Here is a 19,228-nt window from a genome sequence, read left to right as displayed (position 1 = left end):
AATCCCAAAAGGATAAGGACGGCAAGGAGGCCTGAGATGAGAAAAATATGGATAACAGCAATCATTCTATTGAGTGTTTTTATACTGACAGCTTGTGGAGACAAGGAAACATCCGGTCAAGGAGAAGGACAGGAAGGAAAATTAAAAGTCTATACGACGGTGTATCCATTACAGTTCTTCGCTGAGCAGATCGGGGGAGAAACAGTAGATGTCTCGTCTATACTCCCGCCTGGTTCAGATGCGCACACGTATGAGCCTACAACGAAGGAAATGGTCGAAATGGCGGAATCTGATTTGTTCATTTACAATGGTGCGGGTCTTGAAGGATATGCAGAAAAAATATCCCAAGCGATTGAGCCGGAAGGAGTATCCATTCTTGCCGCAGCGAATGGGATGGACTTAGAGGAGAGTGCCCATACTCATGAAGGGGACACGCACGATGGGGCATCTGAGGAAGCGGATGATCATGCACATGAAGCGGAGTCCGGCCATGAAGGTCATAATCACGGCGAACAGGACCCGCATGTCTGGCTGGACCCTGTTCGCTCTATAGAGATGGCTGAGAATATTAAAGACCAACTGGTAGATCTCAATCCGGAAGAGAAGGATCGGTATGAGGAAAACTTCAAAGAGCTGGAAGGGAAGTTGACAGACCTTGATCAATCCTTCCATGATACGATTTCCAGTAAGGACAAAAAAGAAATCATTGTATCTCATGCCGCTTACGGTTATTGGGAAGAGGCATATGGCATCAGGCAGATTTCCGTTTCCGGTTTAAGCCCGACCAATGAACCCTCCCAAAAAGATTTGGAGAAAATCGTAAAGGAAGCCAAAGATCATGACTTGCGCTACGTAATTTTTGAACAGAACATTACGCCGAAAGTTTCAGAGATCATTCAAAAGGAAATCGGAGCTGAAACGCTTCGATTCCATAACCTTGCTGTGCTGACAGAAGAGGATATAGAACAAGATGAAGACTACTTCTCTCTTATGAACCGCAATCTAGATGTGCTTGAGAAAGCACTGACCGAATGAAAGAAAAGAAAGAGCTGACGGAATCATTCCGCGGCTCTTTCTTGTGTTTGTGGACTCTTTTTAATGAATGTCGCTGCAAGGACGATAAGCAACAAGGCGACGATAACGTAGAAGAAGGACATACCCGGCAAGAGGTCGAGGAATGACCCGGATAAGAAAGGGCCGAGAATGCTGCCTATACTGAAAGCCATTCCGCATAATATGTTACCGGCAGGCAGCAGGTCTCTAGGGAGCAAATCGGTCATATAGGATATCCCCAGTGAGAAGAGGGAACCGACACATAGTCCTGCCATAGCAAAAGTAGTAAAAAGGCCGAGGACGGATTCTTCCCAGACAGCGGCACCAAGAAATGCAAAAATTCCTAACGTGACAACTGTTAATAGGACGTTTCTCCTTCCGTACTTGTCGCTCATCGTACCAAGTGGAATCTGTGAAAGTAAGCTTGCTGCAGCGAAACTTGGAATGATGAACGAGAGTGTATGGACATCGTGGCCGATTCTCAGTCCGTAAATAGGGAAGATCCCGTGCAGGGTTCCTTCCAGGAATCCATAGGCAAGCGGGGGAAGAAAAGCCACCCACCCAAGTTGCAGTGCCTGTCGGAAGCGTTGCAGCGAACTGGTTTCCCTTGCCGTCGCCGTGTGTGCTTCGGGCATTTCATTTCTGATCCGGAGCATAAGTAACCAGACGGAAAGACTCAGCAAAGAAGATAGTAAGAATGGAGCGAATGTTCCGAAAGTCAATAGGTTTGTCATCAGTGGACCTATCGTGAATCCTGCACTGAAGAAAAGTCCATAGTAAGCTATGCTTTTTCCCAATGACTTTTTATCTGCGGTCGCTGTGATCCAAGTTTGGGTTCCGAAGTGAAGGATTTGATCCCCGATCCCAATGGCGACTCTCAGGATAAACCAAAACCACAGTGCCTGCCATAATGGGAAAAGAGCCAGCGAAACCACAACGAGTGCTCCTCCAATCATGATCATCGGTTTGAACCCGATCCTCCGTAACGGCTTTTCCATAAATGGCGAAGCGAGGAGTATTCCTATGTATAATCCGGTGGCATGGAGCCCGTTAACGGAAGAGGAAATTCCGTTTTGTTCCAGAATGATAGCCAGGAGCGGCAGTAACATCCCTTGGGAAAATCCTGAAATCGTTACAAGGCTGATTAATGTCCAAAATCGTCTTCGCATATAATTCATAGCGTCTGACACCTCTTTCTGCATGTTCCATCCTATAGAAAAGCAGGTGCAGGAACAAGCTTTTATTCATCTGAGCTGGTTATTTTCACTCGGAAAACGGTTATTATATAATTAAGTATCAGTTGAGAGAAAGGAAGTGGGACAGTGATGGATTTTTACTTGAAAGAGAACGGAGTGCGTACTTCCGTGGAATTTGGACAGCTGAACATATCCGGAGATGAAGCATTCGGATTCCGCCCTTATCAGTTGATGGTTGCTTCCATAGCCGGGTGCAGTGTGAGTGTTTTTAGGAAGATTCTTGATAAACAGCGTGTGGAGTATGAAGATATTAAAGTTACAGCAGAAGTAACGAGAAATCCGGATGAAGCCAACCGGATAGAGAAGGTGCATCTCCATTTTGTGATCAAAGGGTATCACCTGAATCAGGACAAGCTGCTGAAGAATTTGAACGTTTCTAAGAAGAATTGTTCTATGGTACAATCGGTCAAGGACAGTATTGTAGTAGAAGAATCTCTTGAGACAATTCAGTTAAGCAAGTAGAATAAAGGGAGCTTTATCCAAAAACATCGTTTTTTGGATAACTGCTCTTTTTTTTGTTCGAAGGTTTTCTGACATCTTTGAGCAGACAACATAGGGAGAAGAGGGATTGGAATTGAGAAACTTTGTCATTAAAGCATTTTTTTATCTGCTTGGTCTGACTATCATGTCACTGGGGATAGCCATGACGATTGAAGCGGATCTTGGGGCTGGCGCGTGGGATGCTATTAACGTCGGTCTTGTTGAGATCATTGGACTGACTGTCGGGACATGGGTCATTATCATAGGAGCGATTTTGATTGTAGTCAATGCGCTGATAGCTAAAGAAAAACCCGATATCCTGGCGGTTATAACCATTCTTGTGTTGGGGAGGTTTATTGATTTTTGGCTTCTCCATGCCTTTGAAGGTTTAGACTTGACTACTTTGTGGAGCCGAATCGGATTGTCTCTCGGCGGCATTGTTATCTTAGGTATAGGGGTTTCCCTCTATCTGCAGCCGCAGTTCTCATTAAATCCCATCGACAACTTGATGATTTCATTGAGAAAGCGTTTTGGTTTCAGTATTACCATATCAAAGACCATGACAGAAGGATTTGCCTTAGTCGTAGCACTTCTGGTCGGTGGGCCGGTTGGAATCGGTACCATACTGATTCTCGTCTTTATCGGTCCGATGATCCAGTTCTTCGAAGGTAAGGCGAACCAATTGATGAACAAGTTGTTGTCAGAGTAATCATGTATAGTCTCGGCCACCTTTCACAAAATATAAAAAAAGAAAGGTGGCCAGAATTTTGAATAAACGATGGTTGGTACTGATAATACTCATCGGCCTCTTTACCCTTGCAGCTGCAGGGACCATATCTGCGGAAAAGAAGCAGTCCAAAGATGATAAAGGGGATATCCCGAGCCATGTATTGAATATATCAAAGGACAATACGTATCCGAACTCAACGGATGATCAGCAGCTGCTGGAAGCAGAGGACATCACCAAACAATTGATGAAGGACACGAACATCCGAATTACAAACCCACAGCTCATCGAAATGCTCAATGAAACATCATTGAAGCCGTCCCCATTAGCAATCGGCTACCGGGGAGAAATCTTCCTTGGAAGATGGCCGCTCGCTTATGAATCAAAAGAGACGAACATCAACTGGGAATACCAAAAAATTAATGAGAATGAGAAAAACAATCACGGTGGCGAAAGTGTTGAGAAACTAAGCTATCTTCAACAAGAAGAAAAACAGGTGAAGGGTGGCTTGACTTCACGAATCAGCCAGAGTGATCAAATGATGAAATTGATTTTACTGGAAGCTCAAAACAATACGAAACTGCCTTTATCGTTCAACTCAGTTATTGGAAAAGGTACAAAACAGAACAACAGTTATGCAGTACCCACGAATAAAGTCGGGATACTACACGCCTATGCCCCTGCTGTAAACGAAAAAGGTGATGTGACCTTTGGAGATGTCTATATTCAACTCAAGGGTTCAAAGAAGACGCTGAGCATTAAGAATGTGACTCGTCAAGGCATCGGTGCCTGGATCCCGATTCAGGATCATGTCAGCTTTTCGTTTGAGTTGAAATAATCACTGTCATCAACGGTTGACCTTACTTCTACACGCTGTTCTGCCAAACGGATCTGATGATCATACAACGTTTCGGCTAGAATGAAGCGTGTTTTTTTTGCAGCTGTCCAGTAAACGAGATCGATGACAAGACCAGTTACGGTGTATTGATACCCACGGTATTGATCGTTGAGGGATGTCATGCCGTACACTTGGAACGGTTCCAACGGCTTTCCTGTCAGGTCTTTCTTTAAGTATTCCTGCAGTTCTTCATTCAATCGTTCACATGCCTTCTCAAGAATGAGCATCACTTTGCGTGGGTCTTCATGAAAATTAGTGGTTACTTTCTCTATGACACGCATGTATTCGAAATTAAAATTCTCTATGGTGTTAATTTGTCCATTACTGATTGTAAGAAGCTTTCCAGACCATTCGCGGAGCTTTAAGAAGCGCAGGCCGATGTCTTCTACAGTACCGTGAAAGGTATCATTTATGGTGACGTAATCTCCCTTGTGAAGCTGTTTTTCGTATAAGAGAAAAAGTCCGGCAAAGAAATCCTTGATCAAGTTTTGGGCACCAAATCCGACAATGATCCCGATCACTCCAGCTCCTGCAAGGAGATTGCCTATGGAAGTGAATTCATTAAGCACTATAAGCAGAAATCCGATGACGGAGGCATAACTGATAACGGAGTTCATCATGGATTCCAGCGTTTTCTCCTTACGCTCTTCCATGAAATCTGTCTTCTTGAAGAAGGAGTGAATGACTTTTCGTAACACGAGTGCAGAGAGAAAGATGATAACAGCTACAATCAGCAGTTTTATTGCTGTGTTTTCATCTAAATAGGTGATAAATTCTTTTAATGTCATGTTTCCATCTCCTTTAAGTAGTGGTTTAACCCTAAGCCATGGACACATCGGAATACTTGTACTATGATAAATGCAGACAAAAAAGAACGTAAGGGGTGTAACGATCATGACACAGCAAAAGAGAATTCAGGACCTGAAGGCAAAGCTTGCGGATTTCATGGGCCGCCTGGATCAGCTTGATCCTGAAGAGACATCTGTAGAAGATATTGACCGCTTAATTTCCATGCTGGAAGATTTAGAGCGCCAGATGGACTGAAGCTGTAAAGGAGGAAGTTCATGGAGTCGTTGATCTTTTATTTATCTCCGGTTGCAGGATTTGTTTTTATGTTGACCATGATTATGTTTCTCACCCGTCTGGCCGCCGGACGCAAATCCGACCGTAAAATAACGATGATCCTGGTTTCCTCCTTTACCGTGATGCTCGCGATGATCGTATACGTCATGGGAAAGTGACAAACCCTCATCCGCAGGGTTGATTTTTTTAAAATAATGCTTTATCATAGTAAATCGCTAATGCATTGAATTATTGAGAGGAGAATGTCTTATGGCTTGGGCAGTCGTCGTATCTGTCCTCGTAATGACTGTGCTCAGTCTATTGCGTGTGAACGTCATTGTTGCTATCCTTGCTGCTGGCCTGACTGCCGGCTTGATGAACGGTGAAACGTTAACCAGCTCACTGGAAATCCTTGTTAACGGCATGGGAGAACAGGCAAGTGTAGCTTTAAGTTATATATTATTAGGAGCTTTTGCAATTGCGATCAGTTACTCGGGTATCACCACCATCCTTGTCAGTTATCTGCTTCGCGTGTTGAAGAATAAAAGGACGATGATCGTTTTTGTCATTGCCTTTGTAGCAAGTTTATCTCAGAATGTCATACCTGTGCACATTGCATTTATTCCTATATTGATACCACCTTTACTGAAACTGTTTGATGAAATGAAATTGGATCGTCGTGCTGTTGCAGCCGCGCTTACGTTCGGATTGAAGGCTCCTTACGTTATGATTCCTGTCGGCTTCGGTTATATATTCCACCAAACGATTCAAAAGTCCATGGAATCGAATGGAATTGAATTGAGCATCGGAACGATCGCACAATCCTTGATTATCCCAGGTTCCGGTATGATTGTCGGATTGCTGATTGCTGTTCTCATCACTTATAGAAAGCCGACAGTGGTGAATGAACAGCAGGCGAACGAAGAAGATGTACTTGTACAGACGCAAGATCAGAAATTCAACAAAAAGCACGTTCTGACTATCGTAGCAATCATCGTCACATTGGTTATCCAGGCTGTCTGGGCTAACCTCGTCCTTGCTGCGCTTGCGGGAATTGTACTGATGTTCGCTTTCCGCGTCGTACCTTATTCTAAAGGGGATAAAGTAATAAATGATGGAATCGCTATGATGGGGTTCATTGCTTTTGTTATGCTGGTTGCCTCCGGCTATGCAAATGTACTGACGACGACAGAATCGGTATCTGCGCTTGTGGAGGTCAGCTCTGATTACCTTGGTAATAATCAAGCCTTCATAGCATTCATTCTGCTCCTTGTAGGTCTTGTTGTGACAATGGGAATAGGATCATCCTTCGCGACTATTCCTATCCTGGCTGCTTTGTTTGTACCGATTTGTGTGGCTGCAGGATTTTCTCCATTGGCCACGGCGGCATTGATCGGAACAGCTGGAGCACTCGGCGATGCTGGATCCCCTGCATCGGATAGTACCCTGGGACCGACCTCGGGACTAAACGCAGATGGCAGACACAACCATATTTGGGATACGTGTGTGCCGACATTTCTTCACTACAACATTCCGTTGTTCATTTTCGGATGGGCGGCTTCCTTATTCTTGTAAAAAGGCGTGTGGGTATTTTTCCCACATGTCTTTTTTTATATTCTCCCATCCATCACACATAATAAGAAAAAAGTGAGTGATATGTATGTGGAAAGTGATCTCTCTCCTGGTACTTTTAAGTGCGGTTCTGGTTTATCCAACCGCTGCTTTCGCAGAAGGCTGGGGATACAGTAAGAGCAAAGATGGAAATGTCCCTGAAGTCGGTCGTTATAAACCGATGATAGATAAATACGATGGTTTTTATTATGACGAGACAGAACAACCCGTTGTTTACCTGACCTTCGATAATGGGTATGAACAAGGATACACAGGTAAAGTATTGGACATCCTCAAAGAAAAGCAGGTTCCGGCAGCATTTTTCGTAACGGGTCATTACATTGAGAGTGCACCTGATTTATTGAAGAGGATGGCTTCAGAAGGCCATTTGATCGGCAACCATTCCTGGAGCCATCCGGACTTCACAAAGATATCAAAAGAGACAATGAAAGAAGAACTGGATAAAGTGGATGAAGCGGTCCGGAAATTGACGGACCAGGACGTCATGACGTTTGTTCGTCCCCCGAGAGGGACGTTTAACGATCAAACACTGCAATGGTCGCGGGAGCTTGGTTATACGCATGCATTCTGGTCCATTGCCTTTAAAGATTGGGAAACGGACAAACAAAAGGGATGGGAGTATGCCTACAACAGCGTCATTGATCAAATACATCCCGGAGCGGTCATTTTGCTGCATACCGTATCTCAGGATAACGCAGAAGCGCTGTCCCAATTAATTGATGAGCTCAGGAAACGCGGCTATCGTTTTGGGAATTTAAATGATTTGATGATCAAACAGATAGTGCCTGCTCCTCTCTGGCAGTTATAACTTCGGCGGTATTCCAACCAAAAAGCTGTACTGCTACGGTACAGCTTTTTAATTTTATTCATGAAATGTTCGAGGAAAGAAGGAAAAGGAAGAGGCAAGGAAGAAGTGTACATAGGGAAATAAGAGGATTCGTGTCGAATAATGGGGAAGTTATTACATATTTGCTTATAATTTTCCGATAAACCTAATACATTTTAACTATTATGGAATTTTTTATAAAAAGAGGGGAGGATTTTTGAATTGTGGAAAGAAAGATTTAAAGCAACTGGTTTTTATGATTTTGATTACACGTTACTTCGATGGCAATTCGATCCTTTGACGCGTTTGGACAGAGCTGAGCGCTGGGTTGATGTCCCGGTGAAGTTAGGGGAAGAACGACATATTGTCCGTGTCCAAGGCCTCGGGACGACTGCTGAACCGGTGTTTGAAGTTTCCGGTGAGAGCGTGAAAGACAAAGATGCTTTAGTCACGCATGTACAAGAGCTTTTTCAGTGGGGGGTAAATTTAGAGAATATTCATCAGCACTTCATGGACACGAATGTAAAGCAGCTGTTTCAGGACCATCCCGGAACACCGATCGTTAAAGATTTTCATTTGTATGACTGCTTAATGAAAGTGATCATTCATCAGCAGTTGAATATGAAATTTGCCTACACGCTAAGTACAAGATTTGTCCATACGTTCGGATCAACGAAAGACGGGGTATGGTTTTACCCCGACCCAGAGGAGACAGCCGCACTGAAGTATGAGGATCTCAGGGCACTGCAATTCAGCCAAAGGAAAGCAGAATACGTCATAGACACTTCCAGAATGATCGCAGAGGGCAGGTTGGACTTGGCCGCTCTCTCCGGACAGAGTGACGAAGAAGTCAAGAAACAATTAGTGAAAATAAGAGGCATCGGGCCCTGGACTGCTGAGAACTGGCTGTTGTTCGGATTAGGAAGACAGGATCTGTTCCCAAAGGCAGACATTGGAATTCAGAACGCGTGGAAGGTATATTTCGATATGGACAAAAAACCGTCCTATGAACAGATGGAAACGCACAGTGCAGGCTGGCATCCATACAGGAGCTATGCTTCTTTGACTTTATGGCGCAGCATTGAAGGGTGAAAACAGAAGAATAAAGTCATACTTTCTGTAATCTTCACGTATGGTGTAGAGAATAGAAAATAAGTGATAAATTATTTGAATATATACAAAATTTTTCTGGATTGCGTTATAATAGTACACATATTGGAAAATATGGAACGGATAAAAGGAAAGAGGTCTTAATATTGGTGATAAGAGAGAGGTATTCTGACCAAGTTCATAGTGGCGAAATATTGGATGTTCTAAGTTTGAATGGTACACCGGCATGTCTACTCGATCTGCGTTTACAAACGGTTACGCTGAATCAGGAAATGCAAGGAACTCTTCATTTAGAAGATACAGATATGTCATTCTCTCAATGGATCCGCAGTTTTCGGCATACGGCCCAACACCGCCTGCAGCAGGTGCTTCATCAGCTGCTGACAGAAGGCTTGAGGGAAATGTCCGTCCATTTGACAGATAAGAATAACCTTCGCAAGTATCACTGCAAAATGGTTCATCTGACTAACGGTCAAATTGCTTTTTCCTTAAACGATCTTACTATGAAAGCAAATCGTCCTGAAGCGGAGCCGCGCTCTGAAAAATTAGAGGGACCTGTGAGTTTGGCTTCCAGCCTCAGCCAACAGATGGTTCACGTTACGGATCCAAAAGAAGCCCAATTGAAGCATCGTATGTCCCACTTAGTGGACAAATTCCCGCATGGATTAGCAATCATTAACCCTAATTGGGAAGTGATCTATGCCAATCCTAAAATGGAAGAAATGACAGCGGTACCTTTTTACAGTAACTATTGTAAAAAACTTTGGAACATCTTCCCGATTGATCAATATTATCATTTCTTCCAGCACTATTTGAGGGCGATGGAGACACAGGAAACGGTCGAATTTGAGGGCTATTTGATTGAGCAGGGCGTCGATGTTCAGGTCACGGTTCACCCTACAGAACTTGGAATAACAGTGTTTGTACAGGATATAACGCAATATAAGAAGCATTTGCAGGCTTTGAAAGCATCAGAAGAGCGTTTTGCTCTGCTGGCGAATAACATTAAAGATGTTTTTTGGATCAGCGAACCGGACTATGAAGAGCTCCACTATATCAGTCCTGCGTTTCAATCCCTGTTTGGGATAACGCGAAGAGATGCATTTTTAAATCCAGGTCTTGTTTTTGAGAAAGTGTATGGGGCGGATAAGAAGAAAGTGCAGGACGCGTTTCAAGTAATGAGGAAGCAGATGCATGAAGTGGAATACAGATTGAACCAGGGGGAAGAGGGGGCATACAAATGGATTCGCTCCAAAGGTTTCCCTGTGGACTACAATGGTAAGTCGTATGTGCTTGGACTGCACGAAGATGTGACGGAATATAAGGAAATGCTGGAGTTTAAAGAAAAGACACAACAGCTATCCACGATTACGCAGATGTCTGCTGGAATCGCACATGAGATTAAGAACCCGTTAACCGCAATCAAAGGTTTTCTGCAAATCGGCGCAGCAAACCCCGAGCTGAGAGATAATTATCAGGAGATTATCCTGGATGAAGTAAACAGGATAGAGGCGATTGTCCAAGATTTCATGATGCTGTCTAAGCCGAAATCGACGATTCAGATGGAGGAGATCGATCCGGAACAGCTTGTGTCCTATGTTCTCCGCCTTTTAGAGCCGGAGGCTAATGACAAACAGATTCTGCTTTTATTTGACTGTGCTTGTTCGCAAGACCAGGAAGCGTTCAGAACAGAACCGAAGCGGATGAACCAAATATTGATTAACCTTGTTAAGAATGCCATTGATGCTGTGGATCATGGTGGGGAAGTTCGCGTGGGAGTTGAAGTAACGAGCGAAGAGCTAACGCTTTCCGTTAGAGATAATGGACCGGGTCTAACATCCCGGGAGCTTGCTAAGATTGGAGAGCCGTTCTTTACTACGAAAGAGAAAGGGACGGGGCTCGGAGTCATGGTGACAAAAAAATCGTCGCCGATCTAAATGGAACCATCACCTACCAGAGTGAAAAAGGTGTAGGGACAGCAGTAACTGTACGATTACCGCGATAAAAGACGAATGAAACCGCCACTACTTATGTAGTGGTGGTTTTTTTTATGGGGAGAAAGGCCGGGAAACTGGTGCAGTATAAGAAAGGGAAACTAACGATATCCTTATCTGCAAAATATTACAACTTATCATATGTATCGTCACATTTTTATTAGTGTTAACGTGTTTTTATTAATTATTGAATTTTTTAACGTCAATCGCTTACATAAAAGAATTGATATTTTTACAGGCACAGCTGTTTACAAACGCAGTTATGGGCTCTATAATCCCGATTGTACTACAATTTGAATTCGACATTATTCTATATTTTTTATAAAGGAGGCTTTCTGATGCTTAAAAAGATAAGGTCTTTTCTACTGATGAACCTGGGGGCGCTGGGAGTTGCCGTCAACGTGCACTTCTTCCTGTCTCCCAACGATCTAGCTACCGGTGGAGTAAGTGGTCTATCCATCGTCATGAATAAAGTATTTCCCGATCTTTCTCTCGGATTGATCATGTTGGTGTTAAATATTCTGCTGTTCATTGTTGGAATTATCTTCTTAGGTTTCCAATTCGGTTTAAAAACCATTTATGCAAGTATGGCATTATCAGTCATGGTTTGGGGGTTGGAAACGTTCTTTCCTATGCAGCAAGCTTTAAGTGATGATTTATTAATTCAGCTTATTATTGGTCAAATCATTGCTGCGTCGGGTATGGCCTTAGTCTTCCATCAGGGAGCCTCAACGGGCGGTACAGACATTCTTGCCATGATTCTTAATAAATTCTTCTCGATTGAAGTCGGGAAGGGCGTGTTGTTTTCAGATATAGCCATTGCAACATCTTCCATCTTCCTATTTGGACCAACCGTGGGAATGTACGCTTTCTTCGGAGTGATTTTAAACGGTCTTGTCATTGACTATATGCTCAAGCAGTTTGAAGATAATAAAGAGATCGTAATCATCAGCCGTGAGAGCGAACTCGTCCGTCATTTTATCGTAGATCGTCTTGGACGGGGAGCGACTATCCATCAAGCGAAGGGCGCGTTCATGCAGGAAGATAAAGAAGTAATAACCACCATCCTCAGCCGGAAAGATTATACACGATTAAAGAAATATATGACCGATATCGATGAGCAGGCGTTTATCACTGTCCACTCTATGAACGAAATTCTCGGTCAGAACTTCAAGCGGCTGGCCTAAAGGCGGGATACTATCTCTCAAGACTATTCCAAAGCAAAGCAGGAGCGTTCTTCCAGATCGGAGGAGGTGTACCGGCACTTACGGGAGCAGATCGTTACCAAAGAGATCTCTCCTGGTTCACAGCTTGTCGAGAAATCGATAGAAGCCGAATTATCTGTATCCCGTACACCGATCCGCCAGGCAATCCGGCGTCTGTGTGACGAGGGGTTTGCCAAGCTGTATGCCCATCGAGGAGCCTTTGTCATGAATCCTTCCGAGACAGAAGTGCTGCAGGCGTTTGAGATGTGGAAGTACTTGGAAATAAAAGTGGCTGAACTTGTTTATAATCAAGTGACATACAGCGATTTACAACAATTAAACAAATGGATTTCGGAAGGTGAGCAGGCGTGGGAAGCTGGAGATGTGGAGAGGTATTTGGAAGCTGATAAAGAGTTTCACTTGTTACTTGCCTGGAAAACCGGCAATGAGCTTCTCCATGAGTTTCTGGAACGGATCATTAATCAAGTCCATGTGTATGTACGAATGTTGGAACGTCATTCAAAAACGATTCCTGTTATAGGCAGGGTAAAAGATCATTACAGCGTGGTTGATGCACTGGAAGAACAAGACCTTTCCCTGTTGCAAACAACTTTAGATGAACACACAAGGTACCATGCAACCGCCTGGTCCTGGGAAAGAAGCCGGCAGTAAGAAAGAGGGCATGAAATCACTCGTGATTTCACGCCCTTTTTTTTCTTTTCATTGTCTGAAATAATAAGGACCCGTTAATCAGCAATACAGTCAGGACGGAAGCGTAAGCATAGTTGGCGTTTTTTGTTAGGACGGAAAATAAGACAAATACAGACAACACCACGATAGAAATCAAGAGACAGGTTTTGCTGTCCGGTACGATTCTGCTTGCCTGAACGTTCACTAAACGACACTCCTTATCCATACTTTGTCACTTATTATAAGATACGAAATAATTATCTGTCAATTTATCGGGAGCAATAATGTTTCCTTTGCGCAAATAACATTATTGGAAATATTCCAAAAACTTGGTATAATGAATGCGATTAAAGACGCGATTGATCATAAAGGAGGGTTTCTGTGAAGAGAGAAAGTTTGATAGCACCAGATCGATATAACATCGTATCCGAGATGGAGAAGTATGCAGACGGTACAGGGCGCGAAGCGTTGCAGTGGATCAATGAAGCAGGGGAGCGAAGAGGAGTTACATATGATCAGCTGATTGAAAATGCAAACAAAATTGGAAACGCTTTCTTAAGTGCAGGCTTAAAAGCCGGGGATAAGGTGCTTGTCATGATTCCGCGTCTTCTGGAGGCGTATCATGTATATGTTGCAGCTTTGAAAGCGGGACTTGTGGTCATTCCAAGTTCGGAAATGCTGAGGACGAAAGATTTGCAGTACAGGATATCCCACGGGGAAGTCCGCGGGGTGATAAGCTATCATCCATACACGGAACAGTTCCAAGGAGTCAAAGAGTTCGACCGTCTGTTGAAGTTCCGTGTAGGCGGACCGGAAGAAGGATGGTTCGATCTGGATGCGCTGATGGAGGATTATCCCTCGACAATGGAAACTGCTGATACAGACAGAGACGATATGGCGTTCTTATCTTACACATCCGGTACGACAGGAAATCCGAAAGGGGTTGTTCATACGCATGGATGGGGGTATGCGCACCTGAAGACGGCAGCTGACAATTGGCTTGCCATTGAAGAGGGCGATACGGTCTGGGCTACTGCGGGTCCGGGATGGCAGAAGTGGATTTGGAGTCCATTCTTATCCGTGCTCGGCAAGGGGGCGAAGGGCCTCGTTTATCATGGCAGATTCGAACCGAACAAATATTTGAGGCTGATGGATGAGGAGAAGGTAAACGTACTCTGCTGTACACCGACAGAGTACCGTCTGATGGCGAAAGCCGACAACCTTGCTGATTATACTCTTTCAGCTCTTCACAGTGCTGTTTCAGCGGGAGAACCGTTAAATAGAGAAGTGATTGATACATTCCGCCGTCATTTCCATGTAACTGTGCGGGATGGCTACGGGCAGACGGAAAACACGCTGCTCGTCGGTATTATGAAAGACATGGAAGTGAAACCGGGTTCCATGGGCCGTCCCACCCCGGGTAACCATGTAGAAATTATAGATGAGGAAGGAATGCCTTTGGATTCAGGGAAAGTCGGTGATATCGCCGTACACTTGGATACGCCGGCACTTTTTCGGGAGTATTACAAAGATCCAGAACGGACGAAAATGACAAGAAGAGGTGACTATTATGTAACAGGGGATCAGGCAAGGAAAGATGAAGATGGATATTTCTGGTTCGAAGGGCGTAGCGATGATATTATTATCAGCTCAGGCTACACAATCGGTCCGTTTGAAGTAGAGGACGCCCTTATTAAGCATCCATCCGTGCAGGAGTGTGCCGTTATTGCGAGCCCCGATGATGTTCGAGGGAGTGTTGTCAAGGCTTATATCGTTTTAAAGCAAGGGTACGAAGCGACGGATTCTCTTACTGTTGAACTTCAGCAGCATGTAAAAGAGCTAACCGCCCCTTATAAGTATCCGCGTCGGATTAAATATATTAAAGAACTGCCGAAGACTACCTCAGGGAAAATCAGACGGGTAGAGCTGAGGCAGTTGGAGCAGACGAACAATTAAAAGAGATAAGCCCTTGTGTTATGGATCAGGGGCTTTTTTTCTATGGATTGGAAGGGGAGAATTGTATGATTAGAGATATGCAGCAGGGAGATGCGGCTGAATTGACTGGATTGATGGGGGAACTGGGGTATGCGACCAACGTTGATCAAATGACAGACCGTATGAAGAAGATTCAATTAAGGGAAGAATACAAAACGTTTGTTTGGGAAGAAGATGACCGGATTCATGGGATGATAGGTATGACGCATTCGCTTGCTTATCATGATGACCGCTCCCATATCCGAGTCATTGCGTTCATCGTGAGAGCAGGAGAGCGGGGAAGAGGTATCGGGAAACAGCTTATGCAAACAGCAGAGAATTGGGGAGCCGAGCAGGGGGCAGGAACGATCCAGTTAAACAGCGGGAACCGCGAGGAAAGGAAGCGCGCTCATGAAATATACAGATATTACGGATTCCAAGGAACGGCGACCGGTTTTTATAAAAAGCTCTAAAAAAGCTGACTTCGGGTAAGATAGAAGAATAAGGAGGGTTGTCCATTGAAAATAAGGTTGGAATGTACATATCAGACACCTGGAAAAGCGGAGATCCACTTCCGTTCTGAAGAAAAAAGCATCGGAGAAGTACTGCTTATTGCGGATGATTTAGAGAAGACGAAAAGGGCGAAAAAGATCGAGTTTCTGGACCAACATGATTCTATGTGGAAACGGAAGGACTTGGAGAAGTATAGGAAGCAGCTCGAAACAGAGCCCCATGATGTTTCTGTTTATTTCGACGGAGGTTTTGACTTAAATGATCGACTCTCGGGGCTTGGGTGTGTTATTTATTACAAACAGAACGGAAAAGCGATGCGGAGAAGGAGAAGTGCGAGGATAGAGCAGCTCGGTTCAAATAATGAAGCGGAATACGCTGCTCTTCACTTGGCGGTCCAAGAACTGGCGAATCTCGGTGCTCAACATCTACCAGTCACGTTTTACGGTGATTCCCGTGTCGTCATTCATCAGATGGAAGGCGATTGGGCTTGTGTGGAAGAAGAACTGAATCGTTGGGCGGACCGGATCGATGCTGATCTTGAAACCGCGGGTATTACACCAAGTTATCAACTGCTCTCCCGGAAAGACAACAAAGAGGCGGATCGTCTTGCTTCTGAAGCACTTTCTGGAAAAGAGATTTCCAGTACTTCAGAAATCCGTTAACTACAAATGGATATCTACACGAGTACCGACGGGCACAATGTCAGCTAATTCCTCGACATCTTCATTGTGCATCCGGATACACCCCTTGGAAACGGCTTTACCGATGGAGGAGGGATTGTTTGTTCCATGGATGCCGTAATGTTCTTTAGATAAACTCATCCACATGGTGCCGAACGGACCTCCCGGATCAGGTGCTTTGTTAATAATGATGAAAGTACCGATCGGCGTCGTAGTCAGCATTTTTCCAACAGCAATCGGATATTCTTTGACAAGTTTATTACGATTGTAAAGTCTCAACTTTCGATTGTTTACTGAGACATCAATTCGATAAGGAATGGTGGAAGGATCAGGTATTCCTGGTATTTGAAGCTGTTGGCCGGGATAGATTATGTCAGGGTTTGATAGATTGTTTGCCCGCAGGATATCTGTGAGGGGAACCCGGTAATCCCTGGATATTTGTGTGAGTGTTTCACCTGGTCTTACGCTGTGGATCATACGATCGACTCCTTTTTGGAGGATGTTATTACCTATCCTATGAAGTGAAACATGGAAAAAGCACTCGACGAATAGTCGGGTGCTTTTTCGTGACTTTTAATAGTGTTGGAAGGATTAAAAGACGATGGTTTTATTGCCGTTCACGATGACTCGGTCTTCCAGATGCCATTTGACTCCTCTGGCCAGCACGCTTCGTTCGATGAGACGTCCTTTTTTCTTCAAGTCATCGATATCATTCTGGTGATCGACCCGGATAACATCCTGCTCGATAATCGGACCTTCATCCAGGTCGTCTGTCACGTAATGAGAAGTGGCGCCGATTAATTTCACGCCCCGATTATAAGCACGTTTGTGCGGGTTGGCACCTATGAAAGCTGGTAAGAACGAATGATGGATGTTGATGATGCTGGAAGGGTGTTGGGCTACAAATACAGGAGTCAGTATTTGCATGTACCTTGCCAGTACGATCAAATCAATATCGTATTTCTCAAGAAGCTCCAGCTGTTCTGCCTCTACTTCTTTCCGAATATGCTTGTTGGCAGGAATGTAGTGGAACGGTATGCCGAAGGACTCGACCAACTCTCTTCCTGTTTCGTGATTGCTGATTACGAGGGCGATATCCGTCAGCAAATCCCCGCTTTCCCATTCATATAATAGTTCCCGCAGACAATGCAGTTCTTTGGATGCGAAAACAGCTGTCTTTTTCAGTTCATGGAGAAATGTCATTTTCCACTCCAAGCGGAATTGTTCTGCGATCGCATGGAAATGTTTTTTTAAATCGGCTGCTTTTTCTTTCAGTCCTTCTGTCTCGAAAACAATCCTCAGGAAAAATGTGCCGTCTACGTGATCCGTCGTATATTGGCTCGACTCTACAATGTTTGCTCCATTTTCATAAAGGAAATTCGAGATGGTCGCGACGATACCCGGTTTATCCGGGCAGCTGACGAGCAGTCTCCCTTTATCTTCATTATCATTCAAGTATTTTTGTATGTGCTGATGTGTTGAAGTCATACCAATGATCATCCCTTCTGCCTATTGCTCCAATTATAGAGGAATCCCGATAGTTTGAGAAGGGGGCGGCCATTTGTATGTTTCATCTGCTGTTTTTACGGTTATAGTCTCATATATCTTGATATTGTAAATTTATTACATCAGAGGAGTGTATCTATTTATGCGTAACTATCTTCAACACTATATAAATGGAGAATGGATCGATTCTACAGGAAATGAAACAGAAGAGGTAATTAATCCTGCTACAGAAGAAGTTATAGGGAAAATAAGTCTGGGAACGAAAGAAGATCTTGATAAAGCTGTTCAGGCCGCAAGGGAGGCTTTCCCTTCCTTTTCCCAGACGTCCAAAGAAGAGCGTGTAGAGATGCTGGAGAAGATTGCTGCCGAATACGAGAATCGCAAGCAGGAGATCATTGATACGATCACGGATGAACTTGGTTCACCGGTTTCCGTTTCGGAGAACGTGCACTACAGCATGGGATATAACCACTTCTCCCAGGCAGCTGAATCTCTAAAGAACTTCTCTTTCTTCGAGGACCGAGGCGGTCATTTCGTCCAGAAAGATTCGGTCGGGGTAAGTGGATTGATCACCCCCTGGAACTTCCCTACAAATCAGACATCTACAAAGATTGCCAGCGCGTTTGCAGCAGGAAGTCCTGTCATCTTGAAACCGGCAGAGCTGACGCCGTTTGCTGCGATTATCCTTACAGAAATCTTTGACAAAGTAGGAGTGCCTAAAGGGGTCTTCAACCTGGTAAATGGTTCCGGTTCGGTCATAGGAGACGGCATCAGCTCTCATCCGGACATCGACTTCGTATCCTTCACCGGTTCCGGCGCTGTCGGACAGAAGATCATGGAAAATGCCTCTCATACCATTAAGAAGGTCGCTCTGGAACTGGGTGGTAAATCACCACTTGTCATTCTTGATGATGCAGATGTCGAAGATGCAGCGAGGTCCGCCGTGAATCATATTGCAAATAACAGCGGTCAAGTATGTTCTGCTGCTACAAGAGTACTTGTGCCGTCCTCCATGAAAGAGGCATTCGAGGATGCGGTGAAGAAGGTTCTTCCTGAATATCCTGTTGGTGACCCAAGAGGAGATAATCGCATAGGGCCCCTCGTGTCGAAAAAACAATGGGATACGGTTCAATCCTACATTGAGAAAGGACAGGAAGAAGGTGCACGTTTACTTGTAGGTGGTACTGGTAAGCCGGAAGGTCTGGAAACCGGCTACTATGCGAAGCCTACGGTGTTTACAGACGTAGACAATTCTATGGTCATTGCTCAGGAAGAGATTTTTGGTCCCGTAACGACAATCATTACGTATGACTCTATTGATGAAGCTATTGAAATCGCTAATGATACCGTTTATGGCTCGCCGGTTATGTATTCGGGAAAGATCCGAAGAACTTGAGGAAGGTCGCTGGAAGCATCCGTGCAGGTAGAGTGAAGGTCAACGATGCCGAAGCGGATTTCGCCGGCCCGTTCGGAGGCTATAAGCAGTCCGGTATCGGTCGCGAATGGGGAGATTATGGTATAGAGGAATATCTGGAAGTGAAAACACTACTGGGTTTCCCTTCAGAAGATTAAAAGAGAGCAGGAGTCGTACTCCTGCTCTTTCTATATAAATGGAATTTCTT

General features: G+C 44.4%; 19 protein-coding genes and 1 pseudogene. 16 read left to right on the top strand and 4 right to left on the bottom strand.

Annotated features, from left to right (window positions below):
• Window positions 1–36 precede the first annotated feature (36 nt).
• Entirely contained in the window at window positions 37–1,035 is a 999-nt protein-coding gene (locus D479_RS01330; protein WP_008632792.1) for a zinc ABC transporter substrate-binding protein, read from the top strand.
• Between the two features lie 23 nt (window positions 1,036–1,058).
• Here D479_RS01330 and D479_RS01325 read toward each other — a convergent pair whose 3' ends face one another.
• On the bottom strand, window positions 1,059–2,231 hold the full coding sequence (locus tag D479_RS01325) for an MFS transporter (RefSeq protein ID WP_008632791.1): 1,173 nt from the start codon (window positions 2,229–2,231) through the stop codon (window positions 1,059–1,061).
• A 147-nt stretch (window positions 2,232–2,378) separates the two neighbouring features.
• On the opposite strand from D479_RS01325, the gene D479_RS01320 reads away from it, so the two are divergent.
• From D479_RS01320 to D479_RS01310, 3 genes are all read left to right on the top strand, one after another.
• Window positions 2,379–2,771 carry an OsmC family protein gene (locus D479_RS01320; protein WP_008632790.1) on the top strand — a complete coding sequence of 131 codons (393 nt, stop codon included), beginning with the start codon at window positions 2,379–2,381 and terminating at the stop codon, window positions 2,769–2,771.
• Between the two features lie 106 nt (window positions 2,772–2,877).
• A complete protein-coding gene (locus D479_RS01315) occupies window positions 2,878–3,498 on the top strand; it encodes a membrane protein (protein WP_235601516.1) in 621 nt (206 codons plus the stop codon).
• A 58-nt stretch (window positions 3,499–3,556) separates the two neighbouring features.
• Window positions 3,557–4,354: a YfkD famly protein gene (locus D479_RS01310; RefSeq protein ID WP_008632787.1), complete on the top strand. Its 798-nt coding sequence runs from the start codon at window positions 3,557–3,559 to the stop codon at window positions 4,352–4,354.
• Here the strand turns inward: D479_RS01310 and D479_RS01305 are convergent.
• A complete protein-coding gene (locus D479_RS01305; protein ID WP_008632786.1) occupies window positions 4,324–5,202 on the bottom strand; it encodes a mechanosensitive ion channel family protein in 879 nt (292 codons plus the stop codon). The genes D479_RS01310 and D479_RS01305 overlap by 31 nt on opposite strands.
• A 106-nt stretch (window positions 5,203–5,308) precedes the next feature.
• Between D479_RS01305 and D479_RS20550 the strand changes: the two genes are divergently transcribed.
• The 11 genes from D479_RS20550 (at window position 5,309) to D479_RS01255 (ending at window position 16,082) form a co-directional block, all read left to right on the top strand.
• Complete coding sequence (locus D479_RS20550; RefSeq protein ID WP_008632783.1) at window positions 5,309–5,458, top strand: SE1561 family protein; 150 nt, start codon at window positions 5,309–5,311, stop codon at window positions 5,456–5,458.
• 20 nt (window positions 5,459–5,478) lie between these two features.
• A complete protein-coding gene (locus D479_RS20545; protein WP_161484931.1) occupies window positions 5,479–5,655 on the top strand; it encodes a hypothetical protein in 177 nt (58 codons plus the stop codon).
• 91 nt (window positions 5,656–5,746) lie between these two features.
• On the top strand, window positions 5,747–7,051 hold the full coding sequence (locus D479_RS01300) for a Na+/H+ antiporter NhaC family protein (protein WP_008632781.1): 1,305 nt from the start codon (window positions 5,747–5,749) through the stop codon (window positions 7,049–7,051).
• An 85-nt stretch (window positions 7,052–7,136) separates the two neighbouring features.
• Window positions 7,137–7,916 (top strand): delta-lactam-biosynthetic de-N-acetylase, encoded by a 780-nt coding sequence (gene pdaA / locus D479_RS01295; RefSeq protein ID WP_008632779.1) that lies wholly within the window; start codon window positions 7,137–7,139, stop codon window positions 7,914–7,916.
• Window positions 7,917–8,156: 240 nt separating this feature from the next.
• Window positions 8,157–9,026 carry a DNA-3-methyladenine glycosylase gene (locus D479_RS01290; protein WP_008632777.1) on the top strand — a complete coding sequence of 290 codons (870 nt, stop codon included), beginning with the start codon at window positions 8,157–8,159 and terminating at the stop codon, window positions 9,024–9,026.
• A 227-nt stretch (window positions 9,027–9,253) separates the two neighbouring features.
• The gene (locus tag D479_RS01285) at window positions 9,254–10,981 is read left to right on the top strand and encodes a PAS domain-containing sensor histidine kinase (protein ID WP_008632765.1); all 1,728 of its coding nucleotides are present in this window, start codon (window positions 9,254–9,256) and stop codon (window positions 10,979–10,981) included.
• 395 nt (window positions 10,982–11,376) lie between these two features.
• The gene (locus D479_RS01280) at window positions 11,377–12,225 is read left to right on the top strand and encodes a YitT family protein (RefSeq protein ID WP_008632763.1); all 849 of its coding nucleotides are present in this window, start codon (window positions 11,377–11,379) and stop codon (window positions 12,223–12,225) included.
• A 66-nt stretch (window positions 12,226–12,291) separates the two neighbouring features.
• Window positions 12,292–12,915, top strand: a complete 624-nt coding sequence (locus tag D479_RS01275) for a GntR family transcriptional regulator (protein ID WP_008632760.1) — start codon at window positions 12,292–12,294, stop codon at window positions 12,913–12,915.
• A 399-nt stretch (window positions 12,916–13,314) separates the two neighbouring features.
• Window positions 13,315–14,889, top strand: a complete 1,575-nt coding sequence (locus D479_RS01265) for an acyl--CoA ligase (RefSeq protein ID WP_008632756.1) — start codon at window positions 13,315–13,317, stop codon at window positions 14,887–14,889.
• A 65-nt stretch (window positions 14,890–14,954) separates the two neighbouring features.
• Entirely contained in the window at window positions 14,955–15,380 is a 426-nt protein-coding gene (locus D479_RS01260; RefSeq protein ID WP_039870383.1) for a GNAT family N-acetyltransferase, read from the top strand.
• Between the two features lie 45 nt (window positions 15,381–15,425).
• Complete coding sequence (locus D479_RS01255) at window positions 15,426–16,082, top strand: reverse transcriptase-like protein (RefSeq protein WP_008632749.1); 657 nt, start codon at window positions 15,426–15,428, stop codon at window positions 16,080–16,082.
• Here D479_RS01255 and D479_RS01250 read toward each other — a convergent pair whose 3' ends face one another.
• Together D479_RS01250 and purU are read right to left on the bottom strand one after the other, a co-directional pair.
• Window positions 16,083–16,577 (bottom strand): L,D-transpeptidase family protein, encoded by a 495-nt coding sequence (locus D479_RS01250; protein ID WP_008632747.1) that lies wholly within the window; start codon window positions 16,575–16,577, stop codon window positions 16,083–16,085.
• 114 nt (window positions 16,578–16,691) lie between these two features.
• A complete protein-coding gene (purU, locus tag D479_RS01245; protein ID WP_008632738.1) occupies window positions 16,692–17,588 on the bottom strand; it encodes a formyltetrahydrofolate deformylase in 897 nt (298 codons plus the stop codon).
• A 160-nt stretch (window positions 17,589–17,748) separates the two neighbouring features.
• On the opposite strand from purU, the pseudogene D479_RS01240 reads away from it, so the two are divergent.
• A pseudogene (locus D479_RS01240) lies at window positions 17,749–19,178 on the top strand (aldehyde dehydrogenase family protein).
• Window positions 19,179–19,228 lie beyond the last annotated feature (50 nt).

This window comes from Halobacillus sp. BAB-2008 (assembly GCF_000328325.1).
In the GTDB taxonomy this organism is placed as follows: Bacteria; Bacillota; Bacilli; order Bacillales; family Halobacillaceae; genus Halobacillus.
The sequence above is the reverse complement of the archived record's forward strand: the minus strand, read 5'-3'. Positions and strand labels throughout refer to the sequence as shown.

Excerpts from the sequence above, each read along its gene's own strand:
- D479_RS01330 (WP_008632792.1), top strand. The coding sequence starts at position 37 with ATGAGAAAAATATGGATAACAGCAATCATTCTATTGAGTGTTTTTATA.
- D479_RS01325 (WP_008632791.1), bottom strand. The coding sequence starts at position 2,231 with ATGAATTATATGCGAAGACGATTTTGGACATTAATCAGCCTTGTAACG.
- D479_RS01320 (WP_008632790.1), top strand. The coding sequence starts at position 2,379 with ATGGATTTTTACTTGAAAGAGAACGGAGTGCGTACTTCCGTGGAATTT.
- D479_RS01305 (WP_008632786.1), bottom strand. The coding sequence starts at position 5,202 with ATGACATTAAAAGAATTTATCACCTATTTAGATGAAAACACAGCAATA.
- D479_RS20550 (WP_008632783.1), top strand. The coding sequence starts at position 5,309 with ATGACACAGCAAAAGAGAATTCAGGACCTGAAGGCAAAGCTTGCGGAT.
- D479_RS20545 (WP_161484931.1), top strand. The coding sequence starts at position 5,479 with ATGGAGTCGTTGATCTTTTATTTATCTCCGGTTGCAGGATTTGTTTTT.
- D479_RS01300 (WP_008632781.1), top strand. The coding sequence starts at position 5,747 with ATGGCTTGGGCAGTCGTCGTATCTGTCCTCGTAATGACTGTGCTCAGT.
- pdaA (WP_008632779.1), top strand. The coding sequence starts at position 7,137 with ATGTGGAAAGTGATCTCTCTCCTGGTACTTTTAAGTGCGGTTCTGGTT.
- D479_RS01280 (WP_008632763.1), top strand. The coding sequence starts at position 11,377 with ATGCTTAAAAAGATAAGGTCTTTTCTACTGATGAACCTGGGGGCGCTG.
- D479_RS01260 (WP_039870383.1), top strand. The coding sequence starts at position 14,955 with ATGATTAGAGATATGCAGCAGGGAGATGCGGCTGAATTGACTGGATTG.
- D479_RS01250 (WP_008632747.1), bottom strand. The coding sequence starts at position 16,577 with ATGATCCACAGCGTAAGACCAGGTGAAACACTCACACAAATATCCAGG.
- purU (WP_008632738.1), bottom strand. The coding sequence starts at position 17,588 with ATGACTTCAACACATCAGCACATACAAAAATACTTGAATGATAATGAA.